25 protein-coding genes and 2 tRNA genes are annotated in these 24,272 nt (G+C 64.1%); 12 read left to right on the top strand and 15 right to left on the bottom strand.

Annotated features, from left to right (window positions below; genetic code table 11):
* Window positions 1-7: 7 nt before the first annotated feature.
* Window positions 8-955 carry a YicC/YloC family endoribonuclease gene (locus NCS02_RS04050; RefSeq protein WP_244807797.1) on the bottom strand — a complete coding sequence of 316 codons (948 nt, stop codon included), beginning with the start codon at window positions 953-955 and terminating at the stop codon, window positions 8-10.
* A 244-nt stretch (window positions 956-1,199) separates the two neighbouring features.
* On the opposite strand from NCS02_RS04050, the gene rph reads away from it, so the two are divergent.
* The 6 genes from rph (at window position 1,200) to NCS02_RS04020 (ending at window position 5,818) form a co-directional block, all read left to right on the top strand.
* Window positions 1,200-1,958, top strand: coding sequence for a ribonuclease PH (gene rph, locus NCS02_RS04045; RefSeq protein ID WP_008350941.1), 759 nt, complete (start codon window positions 1,200-1,202; stop codon window positions 1,956-1,958).
* A complete protein-coding gene (gene rdgB / locus NCS02_RS04040) occupies window positions 1,951-2,568 on the top strand; it encodes an RdgB/HAM1 family non-canonical purine NTP pyrophosphatase (RefSeq protein WP_008350944.1) in 618 nt (205 codons plus the stop codon). Before rph ends, rdgB begins: the two co-directional genes overlap by 8 nt.
* Window positions 2,565-3,788, top strand: coding sequence for a radical SAM family heme chaperone HemW (gene hemW / locus NCS02_RS04035; protein WP_250519334.1), 1,224 nt, complete (start codon window positions 2,565-2,567; stop codon window positions 3,786-3,788). The genes rdgB and hemW overlap by 4 nt, the downstream gene beginning before the upstream one ends.
* A gap of 11 nt (window positions 3,789-3,799) precedes the next feature.
* Window positions 3,800-5,008, top strand: coding sequence for an MFS transporter (locus NCS02_RS04030; protein WP_175981895.1), 1,209 nt, complete (start codon window positions 3,800-3,802; stop codon window positions 5,006-5,008).
* A 45-nt stretch (window positions 5,009-5,053) separates the two neighbouring features.
* Window positions 5,054-5,143, top strand: a tRNA-Ser gene (locus NCS02_RS04025).
* A gap of 357 nt (window positions 5,144-5,500) precedes the next feature.
* Window positions 5,501-5,818, top strand: a complete 318-nt coding sequence (locus NCS02_RS04020; protein WP_244807795.1) for a hypothetical protein — start codon at window positions 5,501-5,503, stop codon at window positions 5,816-5,818.
* Between the two features lie 14 nt (window positions 5,819-5,832).
* Here NCS02_RS04020 and NCS02_RS04015 read toward each other — a convergent pair whose 3' ends face one another.
* Window positions 5,833-6,003: a hypothetical protein gene (locus tag NCS02_RS04015; RefSeq protein WP_160172884.1), complete on the bottom strand. Its 171-nt coding sequence runs from the start codon at window positions 6,001-6,003 to the stop codon at window positions 5,833-5,835.
* Between the two features lie 78 nt (window positions 6,004-6,081).
* Window positions 6,082-6,240: a hypothetical protein gene (locus NCS02_RS04010; protein WP_008350949.1), complete on the bottom strand. Its 159-nt coding sequence runs from the start codon at window positions 6,238-6,240 to the stop codon at window positions 6,082-6,084.
* A gap of 140 nt (window positions 6,241-6,380) precedes the next feature.
* Between NCS02_RS04010 and NCS02_RS04005 the strand changes: the two genes are divergently transcribed.
* Together NCS02_RS04005 and NCS02_RS04000 are read left to right on the top strand one after the other, a co-directional pair.
* On the top strand, window positions 6,381-6,860 hold the full coding sequence (locus NCS02_RS04005; RefSeq protein ID WP_008350950.1) for a TonB family protein: 480 nt from the start codon (window positions 6,381-6,383) through the stop codon (window positions 6,858-6,860).
* A 302-nt stretch (window positions 6,861-7,162) separates the two neighbouring features.
* Entirely contained in the window at window positions 7,163-8,467 is a 1,305-nt protein-coding gene (locus NCS02_RS04000) for an MFS transporter (protein ID WP_034471371.1), read from the top strand.
* Window positions 8,468-8,488: 21 nt separating this feature from the next.
* On the opposite strand, the gene opgC is transcribed toward NCS02_RS04000, so the two are convergent.
* Entirely contained in the window at window positions 8,489-9,673 is a 1,185-nt protein-coding gene (gene opgC, locus NCS02_RS03995) for an OpgC domain-containing protein (RefSeq protein WP_250519333.1), read from the bottom strand.
* 260 nt (window positions 9,674-9,933) lie between these two features.
* On the opposite strand from opgC, the gene NCS02_RS03990 reads away from it, so the two are divergent.
* Window positions 9,934-10,113: a hypothetical protein gene (locus tag NCS02_RS03990; RefSeq protein ID WP_034471375.1), complete on the top strand. Its 180-nt coding sequence runs from the start codon at window positions 9,934-9,936 to the stop codon at window positions 10,111-10,113.
* Between the two features lie 352 nt (window positions 10,114-10,465).
* Here NCS02_RS03990 and minE read toward each other — a convergent pair whose 3' ends face one another.
* From minE to map, 5 genes are all read right to left on the bottom strand, one after another.
* The gene (minE, locus tag NCS02_RS03985) at window positions 10,466-10,720 is read right to left on the bottom strand and encodes a cell division topological specificity factor MinE (RefSeq protein ID WP_008350955.1); all 255 of its coding nucleotides are present in this window, start codon (window positions 10,718-10,720) and stop codon (window positions 10,466-10,468) included.
* Between the two features lie 9 nt (window positions 10,721-10,729).
* Window positions 10,730-11,545, bottom strand: coding sequence for a septum site-determining protein MinD (gene minD / locus NCS02_RS03980; protein ID WP_008350957.1), 816 nt, complete (start codon window positions 11,543-11,545; stop codon window positions 10,730-10,732).
* 88 nt (window positions 11,546-11,633) lie between these two features.
* Window positions 11,634-12,401 carry a septum site-determining protein MinC gene (gene minC / locus NCS02_RS03975; RefSeq protein WP_244807793.1) on the bottom strand — a complete coding sequence of 256 codons (768 nt, stop codon included), beginning with the start codon at window positions 12,399-12,401 and terminating at the stop codon, window positions 11,634-11,636.
* Between the two features lie 154 nt (window positions 12,402-12,555).
* On the bottom strand, window positions 12,556-13,080 hold the full coding sequence (locus NCS02_RS03970; protein ID WP_008350962.1) for a GNAT family N-acetyltransferase: 525 nt from the start codon (window positions 13,078-13,080) through the stop codon (window positions 12,556-12,558).
* A gap of 173 nt (window positions 13,081-13,253) precedes the next feature.
* Window positions 13,254-14,036 carry a type I methionyl aminopeptidase gene (gene map, locus NCS02_RS03965; RefSeq protein WP_244807792.1) on the bottom strand — a complete coding sequence of 261 codons (783 nt, stop codon included), beginning with the start codon at window positions 14,034-14,036 and terminating at the stop codon, window positions 13,254-13,256.
* A 249-nt stretch (window positions 14,037-14,285) separates the two neighbouring features.
* Here map and NCS02_RS03960 point away from each other — a divergent pair, with 249 nt between their 5' ends.
* Complete coding sequence (locus NCS02_RS03960; RefSeq protein WP_034471379.1) at window positions 14,286-14,636, top strand: hypothetical protein; 351 nt, start codon at window positions 14,286-14,288, stop codon at window positions 14,634-14,636.
* 79 nt (window positions 14,637-14,715) lie between these two features.
* Here the strand turns inward: NCS02_RS03960 and NCS02_RS03955 are convergent.
* The 3 genes from NCS02_RS03955 to NCS02_RS03945 all read right to left on the bottom strand — a co-directional run bounded on the left by NCS02_RS03955 (window position 14,716) and on the right by NCS02_RS03945 (window position 17,638).
* Window positions 14,716-14,806, bottom strand: a tRNA-Ser gene (locus tag NCS02_RS03955).
* Window positions 14,807-14,907: 101 nt separating this feature from the next.
* Window positions 14,908-16,206 (bottom strand): serine--tRNA ligase, encoded by a 1,299-nt coding sequence (gene serS / locus NCS02_RS03950; protein WP_008350969.1) that lies wholly within the window; start codon window positions 16,204-16,206, stop codon window positions 14,908-14,910.
* Window positions 16,207-16,321: 115 nt separating this feature from the next.
* Complete coding sequence (locus NCS02_RS03945; RefSeq protein ID WP_034471382.1) at window positions 16,322-17,638, bottom strand: replication-associated recombination protein A; 1,317 nt, start codon at window positions 17,636-17,638, stop codon at window positions 16,322-16,324.
* A gap of 160 nt (window positions 17,639-17,798) precedes the next feature.
* Between NCS02_RS03945 and cytX the strand changes: the two genes are divergently transcribed.
* Complete coding sequence (gene cytX / locus NCS02_RS03940) at window positions 17,799-19,127, top strand: putative hydroxymethylpyrimidine transporter CytX (protein ID WP_244807790.1); 1,329 nt, start codon at window positions 17,799-17,801, stop codon at window positions 19,125-19,127.
* 3 nt (window positions 19,128-19,130) lie between these two features.
* On the opposite strand, the gene speB is transcribed toward cytX, so the two are convergent.
* Entirely contained in the window at window positions 19,131-20,156 is a 1,026-nt protein-coding gene (gene speB, locus NCS02_RS03935; protein WP_175981751.1) for an agmatinase, read from the bottom strand.
* A gap of 115 nt (window positions 20,157-20,271) precedes the next feature.
* Here speB and NCS02_RS03930 point away from each other — a divergent pair, with 115 nt between their 5' ends.
* Complete coding sequence (locus NCS02_RS03930) at window positions 20,272-21,174, top strand: LysR family transcriptional regulator (RefSeq protein WP_244807789.1); 903 nt, start codon at window positions 20,272-20,274, stop codon at window positions 21,172-21,174.
* Window positions 21,175-21,197: 23 nt separating this feature from the next.
* On the opposite strand, the gene lolA is transcribed toward NCS02_RS03930, so the two are convergent.
* Window positions 21,198-21,878: an outer membrane lipoprotein chaperone LolA gene (lolA, locus tag NCS02_RS03925; RefSeq protein ID WP_081851844.1), complete on the bottom strand. Its 681-nt coding sequence runs from the start codon at window positions 21,876-21,878 to the stop codon at window positions 21,198-21,200.
* A gap of 26 nt (window positions 21,879-21,904) precedes the next feature.
* Window positions 21,905-24,220: a DNA translocase FtsK gene (locus NCS02_RS03920; RefSeq protein WP_008350980.1), complete on the bottom strand. Its 2,316-nt coding sequence runs from the start codon at window positions 24,218-24,220 to the stop codon at window positions 21,905-21,907.
* Between the last annotated feature and the right edge of the window lie 52 nt (window positions 24,221-24,272).

The following is a 24,272-nucleotide window of genomic DNA, read 5'->3' as shown; positions in this document are numbered from 1 at the left end:
TGTTGCGTTACTCCAGATTCTGTACTTGCTCGCGCATCTGCTCGATGAGCAGTTTCAGCGTCATCGATGCGTCGGCGAGTTCTTTCGCGGCGGCCTTCGAGCCGAGCGTGTTCGCTTCGCGGTTGAGCTCCTGCATCATGAAGTCGAGACGCTTGCCGACCTTGCCGCCCTTTTGCAGCACATGGCGCGTTTCGTTCAGATGCGCGGTGAGACGCTGCAATTCTTCCGCGATGTCGATGCGAATGCCGTACATCGTCACTTCCTGGCGGATACGCTCGGCGATTTCCTCGCGCGGCACGCTCGTCGTGACCGCGCCGCCTTCGGTCGTCGCGATGCCGAGCGCGTCCTGCAGCCGCTCGACAATTTTCTGCTGATGCTTCGCGATGAGTTCCGGCACGAGCGGCGTGATGCGCGCGACGATCGTTTCCATCTCCGTCACGTTGTCGATCAGCACTTTGCCGAGCGCCGCGCCTTCGCGCGCCCGCACTTCGATGAGATCGGCGATCGCCTGCTTGCCGCACGCGAGCACGGCCTCACGCAACGTTTCCTGCGACACCGAGCTTTCCGCGAGCACGCCGGGCCAGCGCAGGATTTCGCCGGTACGCATGCGCTCGGCGTCGGGGAAGATATCGAGCACGGCGCGTTCGAGCGCGGCGAGCTGCGTGAGCGCGTCGCGATTGAGCGCGCCCGCGTTTGCCGTCTGCTCGACGCGATTCAGGTTGATGCGGATATCGACCTTGCCGCGCGAGAGCTTGGTCATCAGCATTTCGCGCAATTGCGGCTCGGTCGCGCGCACGTCTTCGGGCATGCGGAAGTTCAGGTCGAGAAAGCGCGAATTCACCGTGCGCAATTCCACCGATACACCGACGCCCGAACCCCCCGCGCCATTGGGTCCCGCGCCATCCGCGACGACTTCGCGCGTCGCGCTGGCATAGCCTGTCATGCTGTAGATCATGGTACGTCTCGCGATAGAGAGCCTTCGTTGCGAAGACCCATTCGATACGAAACGCCCGGCGCTGTCGAAAGTGCCTGTGAGTGGCCTGCGTTGGGCCGCCGGGCGAGGAACCCGCATTATCCCATTTTTACCGCGAAAGCCGCCCGGACGGCGGACCGGCGCGCATGGCGCACGCGCAACGCCTGAAAGTGAATGACGATAAAATCGCTGGGTTTGCTGGTTCCACACTCTTCTTCCGACATCCATGACCGACTCTCCCCTGCTCAAGCCTTCTCCCCCGCGTCCGAGCGGCCGCCGCGCGAATCAGCTGCGCGACGTACGCATCACGCGGCATTACACGAAGCACGCGGAAGGCTCGGTGCTCGTCGAATTCGGCGATACCAAGGTGATCTGCACGGCGAGCATCGCCGAGCGCGTGCCCGAGTTTCTGCGCGGCCGGGAGCAAGGCTGGCTCACCGCGGAATACGGCATGCTGCCGCGCGCGACGCACACGCGCAGCGACCGCGAAGCCGCGCGCGGCAAGCAGACGGGCCGCACGCAGGAGATTCAGCGGCTGATCGGCCGCGCATTGCGCTCGGTGTTCGATCTCGACGCGCTCGGCGCGCGCACGCTGCATATCGATTGCGACGTCATTCAGGCCGATGGCGGCACGCGCACGGCGAGCATCACGGGCGCGTTCGTCGCCGCGCACGATGCGGTCGGCAAACTGCTCGCGTCGGGCAGGATCGCGAAGTCGCCGGTGAAGGATTTCGTCGCGGCGATTTCGGTCGGCATCTTCGCAGGCTCGCCCGTGCTCGATCTCGACTACGACGAAGACTCGCAATGCGATACCGACATGAACGTCGTGATGACGGGCGCGGGCGGCTTCGTCGAAGTGCAGGGCACGGCGGAAGGCGCGCCCTTCACGCGCGACGAGATGAACGAGCTGATCGCGCTCGCCGACAGCGGCATCAAGGCGCTGATCCTGAAGCAGAAGGAAGCACTGGGGATTCGCGGTGTCTGACGTCAATGGTCTTGGGCGCGTCGTGCTCGCATCGAACAATGCGGGCAAGCTGCGCGAATTCGCATCGCTGCTGGATGCGGCGGGCATCGAACTGATCGCGCAGGGCGAACTCGGCGTGCCCGAAGCGCCCGAACCGCACCCGACCTTCGTCGAGAACGCGCTGGCGAAGGCGCGGCACGCCGCGACGTTCACCGGCCTGCCCGCGCTCGCCGACGATTCCGGCCTTTGCGTGCGCGCGCTCAACGGCGCGCCGGGCGTGTATTCGGCGCGCTATGCGTCGATGAGCGGCGGCGCCAAAAGCGATGCCGCGAACAACGCGAAGCTCGTCGCCGACCTCGCTCAGCACACGGATCGCCGCGCTTACTACTTCTGCGTGCTCGTGCTCGTGCGTCACGCGGACGATCCCGAGCCGCTCATCGCGGAAGGCCGCTGGCATGGCGAAGTGATCGATGCGCCGCGCGGCGCAAATGGCTTCGGCTACGATCCGCACTTCTTCCTGCCGACGCTCGATGCGACCGCCGCCGAACTCGATCCCGCGCGCAAGAACGCGCTCAGCCATCGCGCGCTCGCGTTGCGCGAATTACTGCAACGACTGAAGGAACTTGCGTGAGCGCCGGACCGAAGACGATCAACATCGTGCAGGCGTTCACGTCGCCGGGAAGCATCCGGCTGACGTCGCTGCCGCCGCTTTCGCTGTACGTGCATTTCCCGTGGTGCGTGCGCAAGTGTCCGTACTGCGACTTCAACTCGCACGAGTGGAAGGACGACACGTTTCCCGAAGAACGTTATCTCGATGCCCTGCGCGCCGATCTCGAAAGCGCGCTGCCGCTCGTGTGGGGACGGCAGGTGCATACGATTTTCATCGGCGGCGGCACGCCATCGCTGTTATCGGCGAAAGGGCTGGACCGCCTTCTCTCCGATGCGCGCGCGCTGCTGCCCATCGATGCCGACGCCGAAATCACGCTCGAAGCCAATCCCGGCACGTTCGAGGCGGCCAAGTTCGCGTCGTTTCGCGCGAGCGGCGTGAATCGTTTGTCGATCGGCATTCAGAGTTTCAACGAGGCGCATTTGAAGGCGCTCGGCCGCATTCACGATGCGATGCAGGCGAAAAATGCCGTCGAGATCGCCGCGAAGCACTTCGACAACTTCAATCTCGATCTGATGTTCGCGCTGCCGCAGCAATCGCTCGACGAGTGCAAGCACGATATCGAGACGGCCATCTCGTTCGCGCCGCCGCATCTGTCGCTGTATCACCTGACGATGGAGCCGAACACGGTCTTCGCCAAATACCCGCCCGCGCTCCCCGACGACGACGCTTCCGCCGACATGCAGGACTGGATCCACGAGCGCACGCGCGAGGCCGGTTACGCGCGCTACGAAGTGTCGGCGTATGCGAAGCCGCATCGTCAGAGCAGGCATAACCTGAACTACTGGCGCTTCGGCGATTACCTCGGCATCGGCGCGGGCGCGCATACGAAGCTGTCGTTTCCGTCCAAAATTCTGCGTCAGGCGCGCTTCAAGCATCCTTCGAGCTATATGGATCACGCGCTTTCGCCGGCCGAAACCGCGATCCAGGAAGAACGCGAAGTCGGTCCGCGCGATCTGCCGTTCGAGTTCATGCTGAACACGCTTAGGCTCGTCGAAGGCTTTCCGGTGCATTCGTTCGTCGAGCGCACGGGACTGGCGCTGTCCGCGATCGAGCCGGCGCTCGCCGAAGCGGAAAAACGCGGGCTCATCACGCGCGACATCGAACGCATTGCGCCGACCGAACTCGGCCAACGCTTTCTCAACGATCTCCAGGAACTGTTCTTGAAGGATCCGCACAATTGAGCGCGCCGACGATGGCGCCGAACTCGGTGATGCGGCATCGCCCGTTCGCGCTTTTCTGGAGCGCTCGGGTGATGTCGTCGGTGGCGTTTCAGATGATGTCGGTCGCGATCGGATGGCAGGTTTATTCGATCACGCATAGCGCCTACGCGCTCGGTCTCGTCGGCCTCGCGCAATTCCTGCCGATGTTCGTGCTGACGCTCGTCGTCGGGCACGTTGCGGACCGTTACGACAGACGCGTGATCGCGTACGTGTGCCAGTCGATCGAGGGCATCGCCGCGCTCGTGCTGTGTCTCGGCGCGTGGCACGGCTGGCACGATGTCGCGCCGATCTACGCGATCGCCGCCGTGACGGGTGCGGCGCGCGCGTTCGAATCGCCGTCGATGGCCGCGCTCTTGCCCAATCTCGTCGCCCGCAATCAGTTGCAGCATGCGAGCGCGTGGTCGACGTCGGCGAATCAGACGGCGCAGATCCTGGGTCCCGCGATGGGCGGCGTGCTCTACGGGTTCGGCGCGCTGACCGTGTACGGCGCGGTGAGCGTCGCGTTTCTCGTCGCGGCGTGCGCCGTGGCCGCGATCAGAATCGACGAAGCCGTGCGTATGCGCGCGCCGCTCTCGTTCGAAGCGCTCTTTTCGGGTATCGGTTTCATTCGCAGCAAGCCGGTGATTCTGGGCGCGCTGTCGCTCGATCTTTTCGCCGTGTTGCTCGGCGGCGCGACCGCGCTCCTGCCGGTCTACGCGCGCGACATCCTGCATACCGGACCGTGGGGACTCGGCGTTCTGCGCGCGGCGCCCGCGGCCGGCGCGCTGGCCGGATCGATCTGGCTCGCGCATTTTCCGCTGCGGCAGCGCGCGGGCAATGCGCTGTTCGGCGGGGTGATCGCGTTCGGAATCGCGACGATCGTCTTCGGACTGTCGCGCAATATCTACGTGTCGCTGATTGCGCTGGCGGCGCTGGGCGCGTCGGATGTGATCAGCGTCGTCGTGCGGATGTCGCTCGTGCAGTTGCAGACGCCCGACGAAATGCGCGGACGCGTCGGCGCGATCAATTCGCTGTTCATCGGCACGTCGAATCAGCTCGGCGAGTTCGAATCGGGGATGACGGCGGGACTGCTCGGCGCGGTGCCGGCGGTGCTGATCGGCGGAATCGGCACGATTGTCGTCGCGCTGTTGTGGATGCGCCTTTTTCCCGCGCTCAAGGCGACGAAATCGCTCGAAGGATGAGCGTTCCTGCGCGGCTGCGAGTTGCGCTACAATACGCGCCTTGCTGGAGGTGTGGCCGAGCGGTTTAAGGCACCGGTCTTGAAAACCGGCGAAGGAGCGATCCTTCCGTGAGTTCGAATCTCACCGCCTCCGCCAGATCAAATCAAGCCTCGTAAGTTCAAACGCTTACGGGGCTTTGTCTTTTGCCGCTGCGTTTTCGCGACGCGCTCGAACGCGCCAAGGCTGGCCCGTTGCTTCGCTATCCTGAACCATCAATTTCAGACAAAACGCCTATCCGACGTCTCCGGAGCCACGTATCTTCCCTTCTGCCTCCTTCCGAGTTCCCCCCATGCTCGATTCGAAGGAGGTCTTCAATGGGAAAGGTTGGACTTGGGCCTCGCACTCGCGAGGCTTTTTTTCGTCCGATGCCACGCCCCGACAGACAATCGACGTGAACACTACGGCCATAACGCCATCTAACCGCCTCATCGATCACAACGCGGAGAGTCGCCCATGAAGTCAGGCCGCATCATGCCCATCCTCGTCGGCTGCATCGCCGCCGTGAGCCTGTCGGCGCATGCCCAGCCTCAGCCAAACGCGCAATGGCGCGCGACCGAAACAACGCTCTTCGACCTGATTCAAAACGGATATGGGATCGTCGCGGTGACGAGCGTGGCCGCGCGCAACTCCGGCCTTCCCGAAGACACCTACGTGCTTCAGAAAAACAATAGTCTCTACCGCTGCGGGGAAACGCGCGCGGCCGAAACCGGCGCGGTCAGATCTGCCGCGCCGATGCGCTGCGCCGAACTCGTCAAGCCCTACACCGAATAATCGAAACCGAACGCTCAATTGTCATCGGATCTGACGGGCGGCCGGACGTGCGGAACCGGCTCCGCCTTCGCAGCGTCCTGTTTGGGCGCGGCGCGTTGCGATTCGCTCTTCGAATGCGCCGCGGAAGCCGGTTGCTGCTTCCTTGCGGGCGCGCCCGACGGTGCAGGATCGTTCTTGCGTGTCATGGCATTCTCCCGAAATCCGGGGACATCCCCTTTCCACATTAGCACCGCGCCGCCGATACCGCACACGCCATGCACGACTCAGCCGACCGGCGCCTCGCCCTCACCCGACTGCTTGCCCGGCCTGTCGTTCGGACCTTGCTTGCGGTTGTCGTCATCGCGCTCGGGCAGCTTGCTTTTCTCGTTGTCGCTGTGCTCGGCCGTCTTTCCGTCTTCCGGACGGTTGGTCTCGCTGTTCATGGCGCCCTCCTTAAAGTGCTTTCGAATGAAAGCATCGGCAGCAAACTGCGCGCCTGAATGCGTCCGGGCGCACGAATTCGGTTCGCTGACGGCCTTTGCAGCGACTACCATTTAAGTAACGCCATCCCGCCATTGTTGCGATGTCCGCGTCACGTTTTCGCCGTACCGCCGCCGCGCTCGTCCTTGCGTCGGCGATGAGCGCCTGCACGATCACCCCGCCCCCCAGCGTCGTGGCTGCGCGCGCGCCCGCGCCGGCCGTCTCCGGTCAAACGCTCGACGAGTACAAGGCGCGCATCGCGCAGCGCATCTTCGAGCGCAATCCGTCGCTCGTGCTGAAGGGCACGCCGCAAGCGATGCTGCGCTCGTTCGTGCTCGTGTCGTTTACGGTGGATCGCGGCGGGCGGCTCGTCGAATCGTCGGTGTATCGCACCAACGGCGATGATGAAGCCGAAGCCACCGCGCTCGCCTCGCTGCGCCGCGCATCGCCGCTGCCCGCGCCGCCCGCGCGCCTTTTGAACGGCAACGGCCAACTGGAGCTTTTCGAAGGCTGGATGTTCAACGACAACGGCCAGTTCCAGCTACAGACGTCGCATTCGCCGCAAGCCACGACCATTGATTGATTGGCGCTCGGCCGGCACGCTCGTTATAATTTTTTGCATCCCGGCCGGACCCGCTTCCGGCGTGGCCTGCGCCTCGCGCTCACCCCGCGCGTCCGGCGCAGCGCCCGAGCGCCGCCGAACTGCGCCGCGACACCGCGCGCCACTCACGCGCCGTCCAACCCTGGCTTTCCCGCCATTCATCGCAATCCCTACAAAAAGCTGACGCGCGCCGGACGACGACATCGTTCGTCATTCCGATCGCTCTTGCCCGGCGATGCGCGCGACAATGCTTCGCACCAAGGCAACACGACAACGGAGACAACATGGCCTCACCCTCGCTTTCCGCCGCAAAGCCCGGCGACGGATCCCAAAGCGCTTCCCGCGTGATTTTCGCGAGCTTCATCGGCACCGCGATCGAGTTCTACGACTTCTATGTCTACGCGACCGCCGCCGCGCTCGTCATCGGACCGGTGTTCTTTCCGCACGACTCGCCCGCCGCGCAGGCGCTCTCGGCGTTCGTCACCTTCGGCATCGCGTTCTTCGCGCGGCCTATCGGCTCGTTCATCTTCGGACACTTCGGCGATCGCATCGGCCGCAAATCGACGCTCGTCGCCTCGCTGCTCGTGATGGGCCTCTCGACGACGCTCATCGGCTTCGTGCCCGGCTACGATTCGATCGGCAGCGCGGCCCCGATCCTCCTGTGCATCCTGCGGTTCGGCCAAGGCATTGGGCTGGGCGGCGAATGGGGCGGCGCGGCGCTGCTCGCGACCGAATACGCACCGAAGGGCAAACGCGGTCTCTTCGGCATGTTTCCGCAGCTCGGGCCGTCGATCGGCTTTCTCGCGTCGAACGGTCTGTTCTTCGGTCTCGCGCTCTCGCTCTCCGATGAGCAATTCCGCAGCTGGGGCTGGCGCGTGCCGTTCATCGTGAGCGCGGTGCTGGTCGCGCTCGGCCTGTACGTGCGCCTGAAGATCGCGGAAACGCCGGCGTTCCGCGCGGCCGTCGAGCGCGAAGAACGCGTCAAGGTGCCGGTCGCGACGCTGCTCGGGCGGCATCTCGTGCCGACGCTGCTCGGCGCGTTCGCGATGGTCGTCTGTTACACGCTCTTCTATATCTCGACGGTGTTTTCGCTGTCGTACGGCGTGGCCAAACTGCATTTCGCGCGCGAGACCTTCCTCGGCCTTCTGTGCCTCGCCGTGGTGTTCATGGCGCTCGCGACGCCGATCTCCGCGATCGCGAGCGACCGTTTCGGACGCAAGCCGGTGCTGATCGTCGGCTGTCTGCTGGCGATCCTCTCCGGCTTCGCGATGGCTCCGCTCCTCGGCAGCGGCGACACAATCCAGGTCGCGCTCTTCCTGACGATCGAGCTCTTCCTGATGGGCGTCACGTTCGCACCGATGGGCGCGCTCCTGCCCGAGCTCTTCCCGACCAACGTGCGTTACACGGGCGCGGGCGTCGCGTACAACCTCGGCGGGATTCTGGGCGCATCGGTGGCGCCGTACATCGCGCAATTGCTCGCCAATCGCGGCGGGCTCGCGTGGGTCGGCGGATATGTGTCGGCGGCTGCGGCGGTGAGTTTGATCGCCGTGCTGTGTATGCGCGAGACGCGCCACATCACGCTGGAGTAAGCACGAGAGAAACCGGCGCGCTCAGCGATCGCGCCGGTTCGTGGCGTGCGCCGGGACCGGCCTGCCCTCGATGACGGGCATACGCGGCGCCGGCCGCTCGACGCTCTTCGCACGCGCCGCTTTCGCCGCCTTCCGATCCGCCCAGAAGCGCGCGAGCGCAAGCAGGCCGACGATGGCGATGCCATCGGCGATCAGCCCCAGAATCCAGTGCGACGGATACCGCCCGAGCCCGAGCACGCCCATCGCGCGCAGCGCCGAATCGAGCACGAGCGACACGCATGTGCCCGCGATGAAGCACACGAGCCCCTGCTGGCCGATCGTGACGACGCCCGGCAGCCTGCGTGCGAGCTTGCCGACCCAGCCCGCATACACGCCGCGCGCGACGATCCACGCGATGGCGGCGAAGCTCACGATGCGCAGCGTCGCGAGATTCTGCTTCATGTATCCCGGCGGCGCCTGCGTTTCGAGGAAGAGCTTGGCGAACGCGAAGGTCAGCGCCAGCGCGATCGCCCCGGCGGTCAGCCAGCGCGCGAATCGGCCGGCGTGGAATTCGTCGCTGATCGGCTGCACGCGCGCGAGCACGCCGGTCATGAACATCAACTGCCACGCGAACGGATTGAACGACCACGCTTCGCCGTATGTGCCCGGCAGGAAGCGCAGCAGCGGCATGGCCGCGAGCCACACAAGCAGGCTGCCGAAAATCGCGATGACGGGTTTCTTCTGCGCGAGCGGCACGATCGCCGGGACTGCGAGCGCGAACACCGAATACATCGGCAAAACCGCCGACAGATACGGCTGCTGACGCAACAGCACGATATCGACCGCAAGGCCGAACGGCCGCATGAGAAAGTTCGGCCACTCGGTGTACTGGACCATCGGCGTGTCGACTTGAAGCGCCATCAGGATCGCGCCGCCGACCAGCATCAGAAACGCCGTGAACAGATACGCGCGATAAATTTCCCAACTGCGTCTGAAAAAGCGTCGGCGGGCGGCTGAATCGCTACGGCGAGTCGCAAGCGCCGTATAAGCCGCCGCCGACGCATAACCTCCGAGAAACACGAAAACTTCGGCGGAATCGCAAAACGCATACTGGTGCAGCGTAAAGCGCGATAGCACGCTTCCCGTTATATGGTCGACCGCGATAATGAGCAGCACGATTCCTCGAAAGAAATCGACTTCGAGAGAACGTGTCGTCGGGGAAGTCATCTGGCGAATGCTCCACGGACCTGCGGTTTCGGCGCGCCGCCGGACGGGCTGGCGCACATACGCGGTTTGTACCTGCTCCGAAAGGAAAATTCCCTTAATCAACGAGTATTTAAATTAACACTCGGTGCCAGTCGGCAAGCTGGCGGCAAAATGACTTTTTTGTCCGCTTTCCAGTAAATATGCCGCTGCCTATACTCGAAAGAAGTTCGACAAAAACGATGCGCGGAAAACTTGTGCCGCGAACCAGAAGGAGGCCGGGCATGCGTATTCATGTTGAGAGCGCTCATCTCGTCGCGATGATCGCCATCGCGCTTTCGACCGCGTTGCTGCTCGCGATCAAGTTCCGACCGGCGACATGGCGAGGCGTGCTCGTCGAAGCCGTCATCGCGAATGTCGGCGCGATCCTGGCCGTGCTCGCCTTCGAAGTGCTGACCGCCTGAGCCGCGCGCGCCGGCATCAGACGCCGGACCTACAGAAAAATTTCAAATCGGTTGAACTTTCCCCCGCGCGGGCACTCTGAGCAGGTAATGCCGTTCGTCGGATCGCTCGTCGAACCTAACGCACGGCTCTCATCTCCTCTCCGCTCCTGCTTATGGCGGGAGCGTTTCTTGGGCGCCCGGCGAAAGCCTCGCGCCTGTTCTTTTTTCTGGCCCCGGAAAACGCTGATCGACCGCGCATCGGCGGCGTCGAAATGACACGCGCAAACGATAACGCGCCAAGCAAAAGAGCCAGAATCCCGAGACTCTGGCTCTTTCGATAAACGCGGCGCGCAAGCACGCGCCGCACGCGGCATCACGCCTGCGGAATTTCGATCTTCACTTCCAGCACTTCGAGATCGTCCTGACGTTCGAGGCTGACTCGAATATCGTCATCGGAAATCTTCACGTACTTCGAAATCACGGCAACCAGTTCCCGTTGCAACGCCGGCAGATAATCGGCGGCGGCTTTGCCACCCGCGCGCTCGTGCGCAATGATCAACTGCAAGCGTTCCTTCGCGACCGTAGCGGACTTCTTCTTCTCGCCCAGCAAAAACGAAAGAATCGACATTGCGTCCCCTTACTTGGTGCCGAAGATGCGTTGCAGCAAACCGGGCTTCTGATAATCGGTGAAGCGCAGCGCCTTTTCCTCGCCGAGGAATCGCGACACCACGTCCTTGTACGATTCCGCGACATCCGTGCCATCGAGATGCACGGCCGGCAAACCCTGGTTCGATGCGTGCAGCACCGCTTCCGATTCCGGAATCACGCCGATCAGATCGATGCGCAGGATTTCCTGGATGTCGGAGAGCGACAGCATTTCGCCCTCGCTTACGCGCTTCGGGTTGTAGCGCGTGATGAGCAGATGTTCCTTGACCGGTTCCTTGCCTTCGATCGCGCGCTTGGTCTTCGACGACAGAATGCCCAGAATGCGGTCCGAATCGCGCACTGACGACACTTCCGGATTCGTCACGATGAGCGCTTCGTCGGCGAAGTGCATTGCCATCAGCGCGCCGGATTCGATGCCCGCCGGCGAATCGCAGACGATGTACTCGAAGTCCATCTTGATCAGCTCGTTGATGACCTTCTCGACGCCTTCGAGAGTCAGCGCGTCTTTATCGCGCGTTTGCGATGCCGGCAGGATGTAGAGGTTCTCGCACTTCTTGTCCTTGATGAGCGCCTGATGCAGATTCGCTTCGCCCTGGATGACGTTGATCAGGTCGTACACGACGCGGCGTTCGCAACCCATGATGAGGTCGAGATTGCGCAGACCGACGTCGAAGTCGATCACGGCCGTCTTGTGGCCGCGCAATGCGAGCGCCGATGCGAAGCTCGCGCTGGTGGTCGTCTTGCCGACGCCGCCCTTTCCCGAGGTCACCACAATGATTTTTGCCATACAAGTACCTTGTGTTCGTCAATAAGTCCGCTTGCGTTGCCTGCGAGCGCGCGCCAAGGGCATCGGGCGCGCGGATCGATGCAACCCGTCAGGTCAGACGCAGCGGTTCGATCATCAGTTTTTCTTCGTTCAGCCAGATCTGCACCGGCTTGCTGAGCACGTCGGCCGGCAGCGGGTTCTCGGTCGTTCGATAGATGCCCGCGATGGAGATGAGTTCCGGCTCGAGACAGGTGCAGAAGATGCGCGCGTCGAGATTGCCGTGCACGCCCGCGAGCGCGCGGCCTCGCAACGGCGCATAGATATGGATATTGCCTTCGGCGATCACTTCGGCCCCGTACGACACGAGCCCGAGGACGATGAGATCGCCCTTCGCATAGACCTGCTGCCCCGAGCGCAGCGGACGATCGATGATGGTCACCGGCGCCGGCAGCGCGGGCGGCGGCGGCGTGTTCGCGACCGCGGCTTCGATCACCGCGGCAGCTTCGGTGTTGGGCTTCGCTTCGTCGACGGAGGGCTTGGGCGCGCCGCGCCGGTCACGTGCTTCGAGAACAGGCAGGCCGCCCGCGTTCGCCCATTGAATCGCCCACGTCTGCTCGGGCAGCGCGACGATGCCGATCGGACGCATGCGGACGTCTCTCAGCACCTTTTCCAGATCGGCAAGCGCGACACGTTCGCCTTCGGCGAGACGGCGCACGTCGATGGCGACGACATCGCCTGCGAAAAATTCGGGAGTCGCTTCGAAGCGCCGCGTGAGTTCAGTGCGCAGGGCATCGAGGTCGGGAGTCTTGACGACGAAGAGAAGCGTGTCGACGGAGCCGCTGCGCAGTTCGAAGAAGGGCGTTTTGTTGAGCGACATAAGAACGGCCAAAAATTTTGCGTATTTTACAGGCGTTGTCGCACACGGCCATAATTTTTAGGACCGATTTCAGCTATCGGAAACGAGAAGTGCGTGCGACGAACGCGCACGACGAACATGCGTGAAGCGAAGACGAAGCCGAAGCGGAGGCGCCTCAGTCGTCCTCTTCGGGATGCATGTGGCGCACGAAGAGCGACTCGGCTTCTTGCTCGTGAGACGGCATCGCGCGACGATCGCCGGTGGGACCAAAGCCGAGGCGCTCGTAGAAGCGCACCGCGGTGCGGTTCTCCTCGGATATCCACGCATGCACCTCTGCGACGCCTTGCTGCGCGAGCCATCGCGACGCGACGTTCACGAGCAGTTCGCCGCCACGCAGATGCCGCACGGCCGGCGCGACCCACAGCGCGCTCACGAATGCGCGCTCGTTCGGCGCCTCTTCGATGTACGCGTGCACGAGACCGCAAGGATGGCCTTCGGTGTAGAGCAGAAACGTCGCGAGCCGGGGCGAACTCGCATGCAGCGACGCGGTGTCATCGAACGACGACGGATCGACGAGCAGCGCATCTTCCAGCGTTTCGCCGAATGCGTATGGCGCTTCGCGCAGCGATGCCGTGCGAAGCTCGCGCAAGACCGAACCTTGTTGCGCGGCGATGCGGCTGACGGTCAGTGAGGGACTCATGCGGGCGCTCATGCGGACAATTTCTCTCTGGCTTTCAGGCGGGATACGCGTGCGGCTCTGTCGGCCGGTCCGGCGCTCGGGCCATCGGCATAGCTTCAACCGAACGGGCGAACCCGTCAATTCCTAAATCCGGGAAAGTGCTTTACAACGCACACGGCATGGCGAACGCGCGCTCATGGCGCTGCATAGCTGCCCGTGCCATCCGGCCACGGCGTGAGCACTTCGAAGCCGTCGTCGGTCACGGCGACCATGTGCTCCCACTGCGCGGACAACGAGCGGTCCTTCGTCGTCACGGTCCAGCCGTCGCGCGACTGCTGCGTGGCGGCGCGGCCCGCGTTGATCATCGGCTCGATCGTGAAGACGAGGCCCGGCTTCAGACGCAGGCCCGCGCCACGCTGACCGTAATGCAACACTTGCGGATCTTCGTGATACACGCGGCCGATGCCGTGTCCGCAATACTCGCGCACCACCGAGAAGCCTTCCCGATGCGCGACGCTTTGAATCGCCGCGCCGACGTCGCCGAGCGTCGCGCCGGGACGCACTTCGCGCATGCCGGCGACCATCGCTTCGTAGGTGGTTTCGGTGAGACGGCGCGCCTGCTCGCTCGGTGTGCCGGCGTAGTACATGCGGCTCGTGTCGCCGTAGTAGCCGTCCTTGATGATCGCGACATCGATGTTGATGATGTCGCCTTCCTTCAGTTCCTTCGCCCCCGGAATGCCGTGGCATACGACGTGATTCACCGACGTGCAGATCGTTTTCGGAAAGCCCATGTAGCCGACGTTCGCGGGCACGGCCTTCAGTTCGTTGACGATGAAGCGATTGCAGATGGCGTCGAGTTCGTCGGTGGTGACGCCCGGGCGGACGTATTCGCCGATCATCGCGAGGACTTCGGCGGCCATGCGGCCGGAGATGCGCAACTTTTCGATGTCGGCGGGTGTCTTGAGCGTGATGGCCATTGAGCAATGCGAATGGGTTCGTGCCGCCTCGCGCGCGCCTTTTCGCCGATGTTCGACGCAGGCGGCGCGCGAGGACAATGGGCCCGATGATAGCACTCCCGCGCAGCCTCTCCGCTCGCGGAGGCGCATCGGCGCTGCATTTCGAGCCTTCGGGCGCGTTGTTTGTGCGTGCGTCGCCGTCGTCGTTCGATCTTGTGATGAGCGACCGTTTGTGTTTTAGTGGCGCGACTTCTGACCTGCCGGAGTGTTATGAACCTGCATCGATCTGCTTCTCTTTGCGCCGTGCTGTCGGGCGTCGCCACCCTCGCCGCCTGCAGTTCGACGAGCGATCCCGAACTGCGTGCGTCGAAACCCGTGATACATGTTTCGTCGGCGCGGCCTGCGTCGGATATATCGAGTTGTCTGCAACGCATGATTCCGTCCGCGCAGACGCGACGCGATCAGGGCTCGACGGAGTTGCTGGTCGGCTCGAATGCGTGGCTCGTGACGCTCACGCCTTCGGCTTATGGATCGATCGTGAAGGTGCAGCAGTCATCGAGCGACGATGGCGGCGTGCCCGAACCCGAATTGCGCTTCGATATCGCGAGGTGCACGACCTGAAGACGCGCTCCGCCTCGACGAAGCGGAGCCGCAAAAGCAAAACCCCGCAAGCCTTTCGACTTGCGGGGTTTTTGTGTCTTGGCGGAGAGGGTGGGATTCGAACCCACGGTACGGGAAAACCGTACGCCTGATTTCGAGTCAGGTACATTCGACCACTCTGCCACCTCTCCGTCTACCCTTGCGGGTCTTCGTGAACTGGTCGTTGCTCAACGAAGAACGAAAGTATATCGAACCCTTTCGCGGTTTCCAAGCCCCTTTTTGAAAATAAACATCAGGCCGACGCGGAAACTTCGATTCTTTCCGCGCCGCGCATGTACGGACGCAGCACTGTGGGAATCGTCACCGAGCCGTCCGCATTCTGGAAGTTCTCCAGCACCGCGACGAGCGTGCGGCCGACCGCCAGGCCCGAGCCGTTCAACGTATGCACGAACTCCGGCTTGCCCTGCGCATTGCGGAAGCGCGCCTGCATGCGACGCGCCTGGAACGCCTCGGTATTCGAGCAGCTCGAAATCTCGCGATACGTGTTTTGCGCCGGCAGCCACACTTCCAGATCGAACGTCTTCGCCGCCGAAAAGCCCATGTCGCCGGTGCACAGCGTAATCACGCGATACGGCAGTTCGAGCTTCTGCAAGATCGTCTCCGCCTGGCCGACCATCTCGTCGAGCGCCGCGTACGAATGCTCGGGCGCCACGATCTGCACCATCTCGACCTTGTCGAACTGATGCTGGCGGATCAGGCCGCGCGTATCGCGCCCGTACGAGCCCGCTTCGGAGCGGAAGCACGGCGAATGCGCGGTCAGCTTCACCGGCAGCGCGTCGGCTTCGAGGATGCTGTCGCGCACCGTGTTGGTGAGCGAGATCTCCGACGTCGAGATGAGGTACTGCGTGACCGTGTTCTCGTCGCCGCCTTTCTCGACGCGGAACATGTCGTCGGCGAACTTGGGCAGCTGGCCCGTGCCGTAGAGAATCTCCGGATTCACGATGTACGGCGTGTATGCCTCGGTGTAGCCGTGCTGCTCCGTATGCGTGTCGATCATGAATTGCGCGAGCGCGCGATGCAGCCGGGCGATCGGCCCGCGCAACAGCGTGAAGCGCGCGCCGGAGAGCTTCGCGCCCGTTTCGAAATCGAGACCGAGCGGCGCGCCGACATCGACGTGATCCTTGACTTCGAAGTCGAACGAACGCGGCGCGCCCCAGCGCCGCACTTCGACGTTCTGCGTCTCGTCGTTGCCGACCGGCACGCTTTCGTGCGGCAGGTTCGGCACGGTCAGCATCAGGTCCGACAGACGCTTCTGGATCTCATCCAGCTTCGCCGCCGATTCCTTCATCGTGTCGCCGATGCCGCTCACTTCCGCCATCACCGCCGACGTGTCCTCGCCGCGGCCTTTCATCGCGCCGATCTGCTTCGACAGGCTGTTGCGGCGTGCCTGGAGTTCTTCGGTGCGGGTCTGGATCTCGCGACGCTCGGCTTCGAGCGCGGCGAACGCGGCGACGTCGAGCGTGTAGCCTCGAGTGGCGAGACGCTTCGCGACGCCGTCCAGGTCTTTGCGGAGGGTTTGGATGTCGAGCATGGCGGGGCTGCTTTGTTAAGTAATCGGAAACGCCGATTTTAGCGCACGGTCATCGCGCGCCGGGCGGGATCGGCGAAACGCGGCGAGCGCGCGCGCGAAACGAACCGCGCCGGTTTCAGCGCTTCTTCTCGTCGCGATGCTCGCGCCGCCACGCATCGTCGAGTTCGGCGAGACGCGAGAGCTTTTCGCCGATCTTCCCTTCGAGTCCGCGCGGCGTCGGCTTGTACCAGTACGGATCGCGCATGCCGTCGGGCAGATAAGTCTCGCCGGCCGCGTAGGCGTCGGGCTCGTCGTGCGCGTAGCGATATTCGTGGCCGTAGCCGAGTTCCTTCATCAGCTTGGTCGGCGCGTTGCGCAGATGCACCGGCACGCCGCGCGACTGATCCTTGCCGACGAAGCGCCGCGCTTCGTTGTACGCGTTGTAGCCGGCGTTCGATTTCGGCGCGACGGCGAGATAGATGAGCGCCTGCGCGAGCGCCAGTTCGCCTTCGGGCGAGCCGAGCCGCTCGTAGGTTTCGGCGGCGTCGAGCGCGATGCGCGCGCCGCGTGGATCGGCGAGGCCGATGTCCTCCCACGCCATCCGGACAATGCGCCGCGCCATGTAGCGCGGGTCCGCGCCGCCGTCGAGCATGCGGCAGAACCAGTAGAGCGCCGCGTCCGGATTGCTGCCGCGAACCGATTTGTGCAGCGCGCTGATCTGGTCATAGAACGCGTCGCCGCCCTTGTCGAAGCGGCGCAGGTTTTCGGCGAGCGCGCTGCCGAGCAGTGCGCCGTCGACCTCCGTCTGCTTTTGCTGCGCCGCCGCGCGCGCGACGATTTCCAGATTGTTCAGGAGCTTGCGGCCGTCGCCATCGGCGGAACCGATCAGCGCGTCGCGGGCTTCGTCGGTGAACGTGAGGCCGCCGAGTTCCTTCGTTGCGCGTTCCAGCAGTTCCTTGAGTTCATCGGCGTCCAGACTCTTCAGCACGTACACCGCCGCGCGCGACAACAATGCGCTGTTCACCTCGAACGACGGATTCTCCGTCGTCGCGCCGACGAACACGAACAATCCCGATTCGACGTGCGGCAAGAACGCATCCTGCTGGCTCTTGTTGAAGCGATGCACCTCGTCGACGAACACGAGCGTCTGATGCCCGTTCGCGCGATGAATCTGCGCCGTTTCCACCGCCTCGCGAATGTCCTTGACACCGGACAGCACCGCCGACAGCGAGATGAACTGCGCGTGAAACGCATCGGCCATGAGACGCGCGAGCGTGGTCTTGCCGACGCCGGGCGGGCCCCAGAGAATCATCGAATGCGCCTCGCCCGATTCGAAGGCGACGCGCAGCGGTTTGCTCGGCCCGAGCAGATGCTTCTGGCCGATCACGTCGTCGATGGTGCGGGGGCGCAGGCGCTCCGCGAGCGGAACGGTGCCACGGTTTTCTTCGAACATGTGCTGTGCGATGCAGATTGACGCAGTTGGGTGGATCGCGGCGATAATCTCGCGCTTCGGCAAAGGCGCGGCGCGGCCGCAGAATCGGGTCATTATGACAGCCTGAGGGCCGCGACCAACGCGGGCCACGCCTGAACAATCCATATAAGGACGCAATCCGATGGGGCAAGAGCACACCACGAACGCCGCAGCGCACGGCGAAACTTCGACTTACGCGCCGCTCACGCCGGTGCCGCCGGAGCGGCGCGCATTCGGCACGGGCGACGCCTTCGCGCTCTGGTTCTCGCTCGGCATCGGCCTGCTGGTCGCGCAGGCGGGCGCGCTGCTGGTGCCGGGATTGTCGCTGCCGCACGCCCTCGCGGCGATCGTCATCGGCACGGTGATCGGCGTCGTGCTGCTCGCGCTCGCGGGCGTCGTCGGCACGGATACGGGGCTTGCGGCGATGTCCTCGCTGCGCCCGACGCTCGGCGTGCGCGGCGCATCGGTGCCGGCGGTGCTCAACGCAATCCAGCTCGTCGGCTGGGGTTCGTTCGAGATCATCGTGATGCGCGATTCCGCCGACGCGCTCGCGAAGCAATCCTTCAATCTCTCGATGCCGCTCGTCTGGACGCTCGTCTTCGGCGCGCTCGCTACCTTGCTCGCGGTGAGCGGCCCGCTCTCCTTCGTGCGCCGCTTTCTGAGAACGTGGGGAATCTGGCTCCTGCTCGGCGGCGCGGGCTGGCTCACCTGGAATCTGCTCGCGAAGCACGATCTCGCCACGCTGATGGCGCGTCCCGGCACCGGCGAAATGGCGTTCGGCGCGGGCATCGATCTGGTCGTCGCGATGCCGCTGTCGTGGCTGCCGCTGATCGCCGATTACACGCGTTTCGGCAAGAGCGCGGGCGGCGCGTTCCGCGGCACGCTTCTCGGCTACGGCATCGCGAATCTGTGGTTCTATGCGCTCGGCGCGATCTACGGGCTCGCGGCGGGCGGCGGCGATGCGCTTCTCACGACCGCGTTCGCGCAGGCGGGCGGCGGGCTCGCGCTCTTCCTGATCCTGATCGACGAAACCGACAACGCCTTCGCCGATATCCACTCCGCCGCCGTATCGACGGGCACGTTCTGGGCGCGCGCGAGCGTGCCGCTGCTCTCGTGCGCGTTCGGCGCGCTGTGCACGCTCGTCGCGCTCGTCGTCGAGATGGGCAAGTATCAGAACTTCCTGCTGCTGATCGGCTCGGTGTTCGCGCCGCTCTTCGGCGTCGTGCTGGCGGATCACTTCATCGTGCGCAAGCGCCGCATCGAAGCGGCCGTGCTCGCCGATGTCAACGGCCGCTATGGCTTCTCCGGCGGATGGCACGTCAGCGCGTTCATCGCATGGGGCATCGGGATCGCGGCGTATCACGCGATCAATCAATGGCTGCCGAATCTCGGCGCGACGCTGCCCGCGCTCGCACTCGGCGCGGTGTGCTATCTGCTGCTCGTGTCGGGCAGACGTCGCGCCTACGCGTAAGCGTTATTTCGCCGCGCGATACTCCACGCCCGGCAGCACGCACAGCAACTCGAACGCGAGGTTCGCGCCGAGCAGCGCGGTCGTGCCGAACGGATCGTAAGGCGGCGCGACCTCGACGAGATCCGCGCCGACGATGTTCAGCCCGCGCGCGCCGCGCACGATCTCCAGCGCTTGCGGCACCGTCAGCCCGGCGATTTCCGGCGTGCCGGTGCCGGGCGCGAACGCGGGATCGATGCCGTCGATATCGAAGGTGATGTACACCGGCCCATCGCCCATCTGCGCGCGCACTTCGTCCATCAACGGAACGAGCGACTTGTTCCAGCATTCCTCCGTCTGCACGACGCGAAAGCCCTGCTCGCGGCACCAGTCGAAATCGCCCGCTTCGTAGCCCGTGCCGCGCAGCCCGATCTGCACGACGCGCGAGCAATCGAGCAAGCCCTCTTCCACCGCGCGGCGAAACGGCGTGCCGTGCGCGATCTTCTCGCCGAACATCGTGTCGTTGACGTCCGCGTGCGCGTCGATATGAATCAGCCCGACCTTGCCGTGCTTCGCGTGAATCGCGCGCAGGATCGGCAGCGCGATGGTGTGATCGCCGCCGAGCGTCAGCGGCTTGCAGCCGTGCTTCAGGATTTCGCGATACGCGCGCTCGATGCGGTCGATCGAATCGAGCAGGTTGTACGGATTGATCGCGACATCGCCGATATCAGCCACGCGCAGCGAATCGAACGGCGCGGCGCGCGTCGCCATGTTGTACGGACGCAGCAGCACCGACTCGCTGCGCACCTGACGCGGGCCAAAGCGCGCGCCGGTGCGATTCGACGTGCCGAGATCGAACGGCACGCCGACGAAACAGGCATCCAGCCCTTCCGCCGATTGAACGTGCGGCAGACGCATCATCGTCGTGATGCCGCCGCAGCGCGGCATCTGATTGCCGGAAAGCGGCTGCGGACGCTCGGCGCGCTGTTCGAGGAAATGCGAATCGAAGTGTTCGGCTGGAGCGAAAAGCGACGAAGGCGAGGAAGGATTCATGGCGTCGAATGGCGGCGGGTGGTCGATCCGACAATTAATAGCCGCTTTCCCGCGGAGATAAAATGGCGAAGAAATCAACTTAACATCGATATTTATCGATGTATCGACGGCGGCCATGTTCACTCACCTTTCCGATCTGGATCTGCGCCTGATCCGCGTGTTTCTCGCCATCGTCGATGCGGGCGGCGTCTCGTCCGCGCAAGCGACGCTCAACGTCGGGCAGTCGACCATCAGCACGCAGCTCGCGACGCTGGAAACGCGGCTCGGCTACCGGCTTTGCGAGCGCGGACGCGGCGGCTTCGCGCTGACCTCGCGCGGCGAGCCGTTCGTCGAGGCGTGCCGGACGCTGCTCGCGGCCATCGACACCTTCGATTCGACCGCGCGAAATGTCGGCAAGAAGCTCGTCGGCACGCTGACGCTCGGGATGATCGGCAACACGCCTGTCAGCGCGAACGCGCGCGTCAGCGAGGCGATCGCGCGTTTCCGGCAGCGCGACGAATCCGTGCGCTTCGCGGTGCTCGTGCGCTCGCCCGGTGAACTCGAAGAGATGCTGCTCGCCGAACGCATCCAGATGGCGATCGGATACTTCTGGCATCGCGTGCCGTCGCTCGAATACACCGAAATTTTCGCGGAGGATCAACTCGCGTATTGCGGACGCGAGCATCCGCTGTTCGCGCGCGCGGGACGCGTCGCCGTACCAGAAGCGTTCGAGCACGACTGGGCGTGGCGCAGCTATCCGCTGCCGGAAGCGGGCGAGCTGACGCCGCGCAATATCGGGGCGGTCGCGGACAACATGGAGGCCGTCGCGATGCTCGTGCTGTCGGGCCGGCATCTCGGCTATCTGCCCGAGCATTTCGCCGCGCTCTACGTGAAGGAAGGGTTGCTCGCGCCGTTGAACCCGAAAGCGATGCGCTATCGCGTCGCGTTTCAGATGGTCACGCGCGCTGAACGCTCGGGCAGCGCGAAACGGGAAATCGTGGAAGCGTTCGTCGAGGACATGCAAGCCGCGCACGCCTGACGCGCGCGGCCGGACCTGAAACGTCAACCGTTGATGACATCCGCGCCCTTCGGCACGGTGAATTTGAACGTATCGCTCTTGATGGGCGGGTTCTTCTGGATGTTCGAGAACGTCAGCAGCGTCACGTTGCCGAAAACGTCGTGCAGTTCCATCGCCTGCAGGTTGCCGTCCTTGAAGCCGATGCCGACCGTCTCGAATTGCGTGTCCTTCGCCTTGGGCGTGAGTTCGAGCCAGTCGATGCCGCCCTTCTCCCCCGCGTCGCGCAGGTTGAAGTTCTTTTCCAGATCGTTACTGCCGAAGAGAATCGCCGCCGGGCTCGCACCGAGCGCGCCGCCGAGCGTGCGTACCGTGACCTGGTTCAGATCCTTGTCGTAGACGTAGAGCTTGTCGCCGTCGGCCTGGAGAATTTGCGAATACGGCTTCTGATACGACCAGATGAACTTGCCCGGCCGCGCGAACATGAACGTGCCGCTGGAGGCTGCGCCCTTGGTCGGCACTTGCGTGGACGTCGCGCCGTTGTTGGTCTTGCCGGGCGCCTTGATTTCCTGCTGCGTGAAGTCGCCGCGCGCCGCGTGGACTTGCGACACGAACGCCTTCAATTGCTCCGTGCCGCTCGCGAATGCGTGCGATGCGACCAGCATCGACGCCGAAACCAGCGCCGTGCCGAATGCCTTGACGAAACTGCGCCCCGTAAACTGCTTCATGCTTATGTTCTCCATATAACGCGCGGTCATTCCGCGTCGCGCGCCGGCGTGAGGATTTCGCGGTTGCCGTTCGACGACATCGCCGACACGAGCCCCGAGTTCTCCATCTGTTCGAGCAAACGCGCCGCCCGGTTGTATCCGATGCGCAAATGCCGCTGCACGAGCGATATCGACGCGCGACGGTTCTTGATGACGACCTCGACCGCCTGATCGTACAAAGGGTCCGACTCGCCATCGGCGCCGCCGGTTCCGCTTGCGCCCGCCGAGCCTTCGTCGCCATCGCCCGCGAGGCCGCCTTCCAGAATGCCCTCGATATAGTTCGGCTCGCCCTGCTCCTTCAGCTTGTCGACGACGCGATGCACTTCTTCATCCGACACGAACGCGCCGTGCACGCGTACAGGCAGGCCCGAACCGGGCGGCAGATAGAGCATGTCGCCCATGCCGAGCAGCGACTCCGCGCCCTGCTGATCGAGAATCGTGCGCGAATCGATCTTCGACGACACCTGGAACGCCATGCGCGTCGGCACGTTCGCCTTGATGAGGCCGGTGATCACATCGACCGAAGGACGCTGCGTCGCGAGAATCAGATGGATGCCCGCCGCGCGCGCCTTCTGCGCAATGCGCGCGATCAGCTCTTCGACCTTCTTGCCGACGACCATCATCAGATCGGCGAGTTCGTCGATCACGACGACGATGTTCGGCAGACGCGTGAGCGGCTCCGGCTCGTCGGGCGTGAGGCTGAACGGATTCGGAATGTTTTCGCCGCGCTTCTTCGCTTCGTCGATCTTCGTGTTGAAGCTCGCGAGATTGCGCACGCCCATCTTGCTCATCAGCTTGTAGCGGCGTTCCATTTCGGCGACCGCCCAGTTGAGCGCGTGGCCGGCCTGCCGCATGTCGGTGACGACCGGACACAGCAAATGCGGAATGCCTTCGTAGACGCTCATTTCGAGCATCTTCGGATCGATGAGGATGAGACGGACCTGATCCGCGCTCGCCTTGTACAAGAGCGAGAGAATCATCGCGTTGATGCCGACGGACTTGCCCGAGCCCGTCGTGCCCGCGACGAGCAAGTGCGGCATCTTCGCGAGATCGGCGCAGACCGGATTGCCGCCGATGTCCTTGCCGAGGCCCATCGTCAGCGGCGATGCGCCGTTCGCATAGACTTCGGAGCCGAGAATTTCGGAGAGCTTGACCGTTTGACGGCGCTGATTCGGCAATTCGAGCGCCATGAAGTTCTTGCCCGGAATCGTCTCGACGACGCGAATCGACACGAGCGACAGCGAGCGCGCGAGATCCTTCGCAAGACCGACGATCTGGCTGCCCTTCACGCCCGTCGCCGGCTCGATTTCATAGCGCGTGACGACCGGCCCCGGATACGCCGCGACCACGCTCACTTCGACGCCGAAGTCCTTCAGCTTCTTCTCGATGAGACGCGACGTGTATTCGAGCGTATCGGCGGCGATGGTTTCCTGCGTCTTCGGCGGCGGATCGAGCAGCGCGAGCGGCGGCAAGGTGGAATCGCCCGGCAGGTCCTTGAAGAGCGGCACCTGCTTTTCCTTTTCGGCGCGTTCGGAACGCGCGGGCGCGGGCGCGGCGGGCACGATCATCACCGGCTCGTGATCCTCGCTCTTCTCGCGCGAACGCACGACCTTGCCTTCGCGCTTGACCGCGGCCGCTTCGCCCAGCTTGCGATCGCGTCCGGCTTCGCGGCGCAGTTGCGCGCCGGTGATCGCATCGAGAATGCCGTCGCCGACCTTCTCGCACACGGACAGCCACGAGAAGCGGAAATACAGCGAGAGGCCGATCGCGAGCGCGATCAGCAGAAACAGCGTCGCGCCCGTGAAGCCGAGCGCGTGCGATACATGGCGCGCGACCACATCGCCGACGACGCCGCCCGGCGCGCGCGGCAACTGCACCTTGAGCGACCACATGCGCAGTGCCTCGATGCCGTCGGAGGCAAGCAGCACGAGCACGAACGCGAACGCTTCGGCGAGCCAGGTGCGGTCTTTCGGCGCGTCTTCGTCGACGACCGGCGGATGCGTGATCTTTCGATAATTCGCGATGATGCGCCGCGCGAGCAGCACGATCAGCCAGTAGGACGATAGCCCGAAGACGAGCAGGAGGATGTCCGACGTGTACGCGCCGACGCGCCCCGCCCAGTTCGCGATGTGATCGACGCTCACCGCGTGGGTCCAGCTCGGATCCTTGCGGCTGTACGAGAGGAGCGCCATGACGAGAAACAGTCCGAGTGCGACCTGGAGAATCCAGCGAATCTCGGTGAAGAGCCGCGACATGCGGTGCGGCAATGCCTGCGGGCTCGCGGAATAGGTAGCTTTGGCCATTGATTCGGTGTCGCTTTGTATCGCTTTTTTGCGGCTCGCGCCTGTTGCGCAA

It is taken from the genome of Caballeronia sp. NCF2 (assembly GCF_023631205.1).
In the GTDB taxonomy this organism is placed as follows: domain Bacteria; phylum Pseudomonadota; class Gammaproteobacteria; order Burkholderiales; family Burkholderiaceae; genus Caballeronia; species Caballeronia zhejiangensis.
This window is presented reverse-complemented; position numbering and strand designations above follow the sequence as displayed.

Excerpts from the sequence above, each read along its gene's own strand:
- NCS02_RS04050 (WP_244807797.1), bottom strand. The coding sequence starts at position 955 with ATGATCTACAGCATGACAGGCTATGCCAGCGCGACGCGCGAAGTCGTC.
- opgC (WP_250519333.1), bottom strand. The coding sequence starts at position 9,673 with ATGACTTCCCCGACGACACGTTCTCTCGAAGTCGATTTCTTTCGAGGA.
- NCS02_RS04015 (WP_160172884.1), bottom strand. The coding sequence starts at position 6,003 with ATGACACGCAAGAACGATCCTGCACCGTCGGGCGCGCCCGCAAGGAAG.
- NCS02_RS03990 (WP_034471375.1), top strand. The coding sequence starts at position 9,934 with ATGCGTATTCATGTTGAGAGCGCTCATCTCGTCGCGATGATCGCCATC.
- cytX (WP_244807790.1), top strand. The coding sequence starts at position 17,799 with ATGGGGCAAGAGCACACCACGAACGCCGCAGCGCACGGCGAAACTTCG.
- NCS02_RS03930 (WP_244807789.1), top strand. The coding sequence starts at position 20,272 with ATGTTCACTCACCTTTCCGATCTGGATCTGCGCCTGATCCGCGTGTTT.
- map (WP_244807792.1), bottom strand. The coding sequence starts at position 14,036 with ATGGCCATCACGCTCAAGACACCCGCCGACATCGAAAAGTTGCGCATC.
- NCS02_RS03970 (WP_008350962.1), bottom strand. The coding sequence starts at position 13,080 with ATGAGTCCCTCACTGACCGTCAGCCGCATCGCCGCGCAACAAGGTTCG.
- lolA (WP_081851844.1), bottom strand. The coding sequence starts at position 21,878 with ATGAAGCAGTTTACGGGGCGCAGTTTCGTCAAGGCATTCGGCACGGCG.
- NCS02_RS04000 (WP_034471371.1), top strand. The coding sequence starts at position 7,163 with ATGGCCTCACCCTCGCTTTCCGCCGCAAAGCCCGGCGACGGATCCCAA.
- serS (WP_008350969.1), bottom strand. The coding sequence starts at position 16,206 with ATGCTCGACATCCAAACCCTCCGCAAAGACCTGGACGGCGTCGCGAAG.
- NCS02_RS03945 (WP_034471382.1), bottom strand. The coding sequence starts at position 17,638 with ATGTTCGAAGAAAACCGTGGCACCGTTCCGCTCGCGGAGCGCCTGCGC.
- NCS02_RS03920 (WP_008350980.1), bottom strand. The coding sequence starts at position 24,220 with ATGGCCAAAGCTACCTATTCCGCGAGCCCGCAGGCATTGCCGCACCGC.
- speB (WP_175981751.1), bottom strand. The coding sequence starts at position 20,156 with ATGAATCCTTCCTCGCCTTCGTCGCTTTTCGCTCCAGCCGAACACTTC.
- NCS02_RS03960 (WP_034471379.1), top strand. The coding sequence starts at position 14,286 with ATGAACCTGCATCGATCTGCTTCTCTTTGCGCCGTGCTGTCGGGCGTC.
- NCS02_RS04005 (WP_008350950.1), top strand. The coding sequence starts at position 6,381 with ATGTCCGCGTCACGTTTTCGCCGTACCGCCGCCGCGCTCGTCCTTGCG.
- minD (WP_008350957.1), bottom strand. The coding sequence starts at position 11,545 with ATGGCAAAAATCATTGTGGTGACCTCGGGAAAGGGCGGCGTCGGCAAG.
- minE (WP_008350955.1), bottom strand. The coding sequence starts at position 10,720 with ATGTCGATTCTTTCGTTTTTGCTGGGCGAGAAGAAGAAGTCCGCTACG.
- NCS02_RS04030 (WP_175981895.1), top strand. The coding sequence starts at position 3,800 with ATGGCGCCGAACTCGGTGATGCGGCATCGCCCGTTCGCGCTTTTCTGG.
- NCS02_RS04020 (WP_244807795.1), top strand. The coding sequence starts at position 5,501 with ATGAAGTCAGGCCGCATCATGCCCATCCTCGTCGGCTGCATCGCCGCC.
- rph (WP_008350941.1), top strand. The coding sequence starts at position 1,200 with ATGACCGACTCTCCCCTGCTCAAGCCTTCTCCCCCGCGTCCGAGCGGC.
- minC (WP_244807793.1), bottom strand. The coding sequence starts at position 12,401 with ATGTCGCTCAACAAAACGCCCTTCTTCGAACTGCGCAGCGGCTCCGTC.
- NCS02_RS04010 (WP_008350949.1), bottom strand. The coding sequence starts at position 6,240 with ATGAACAGCGAGACCAACCGTCCGGAAGACGGAAAGACGGCCGAGCAC.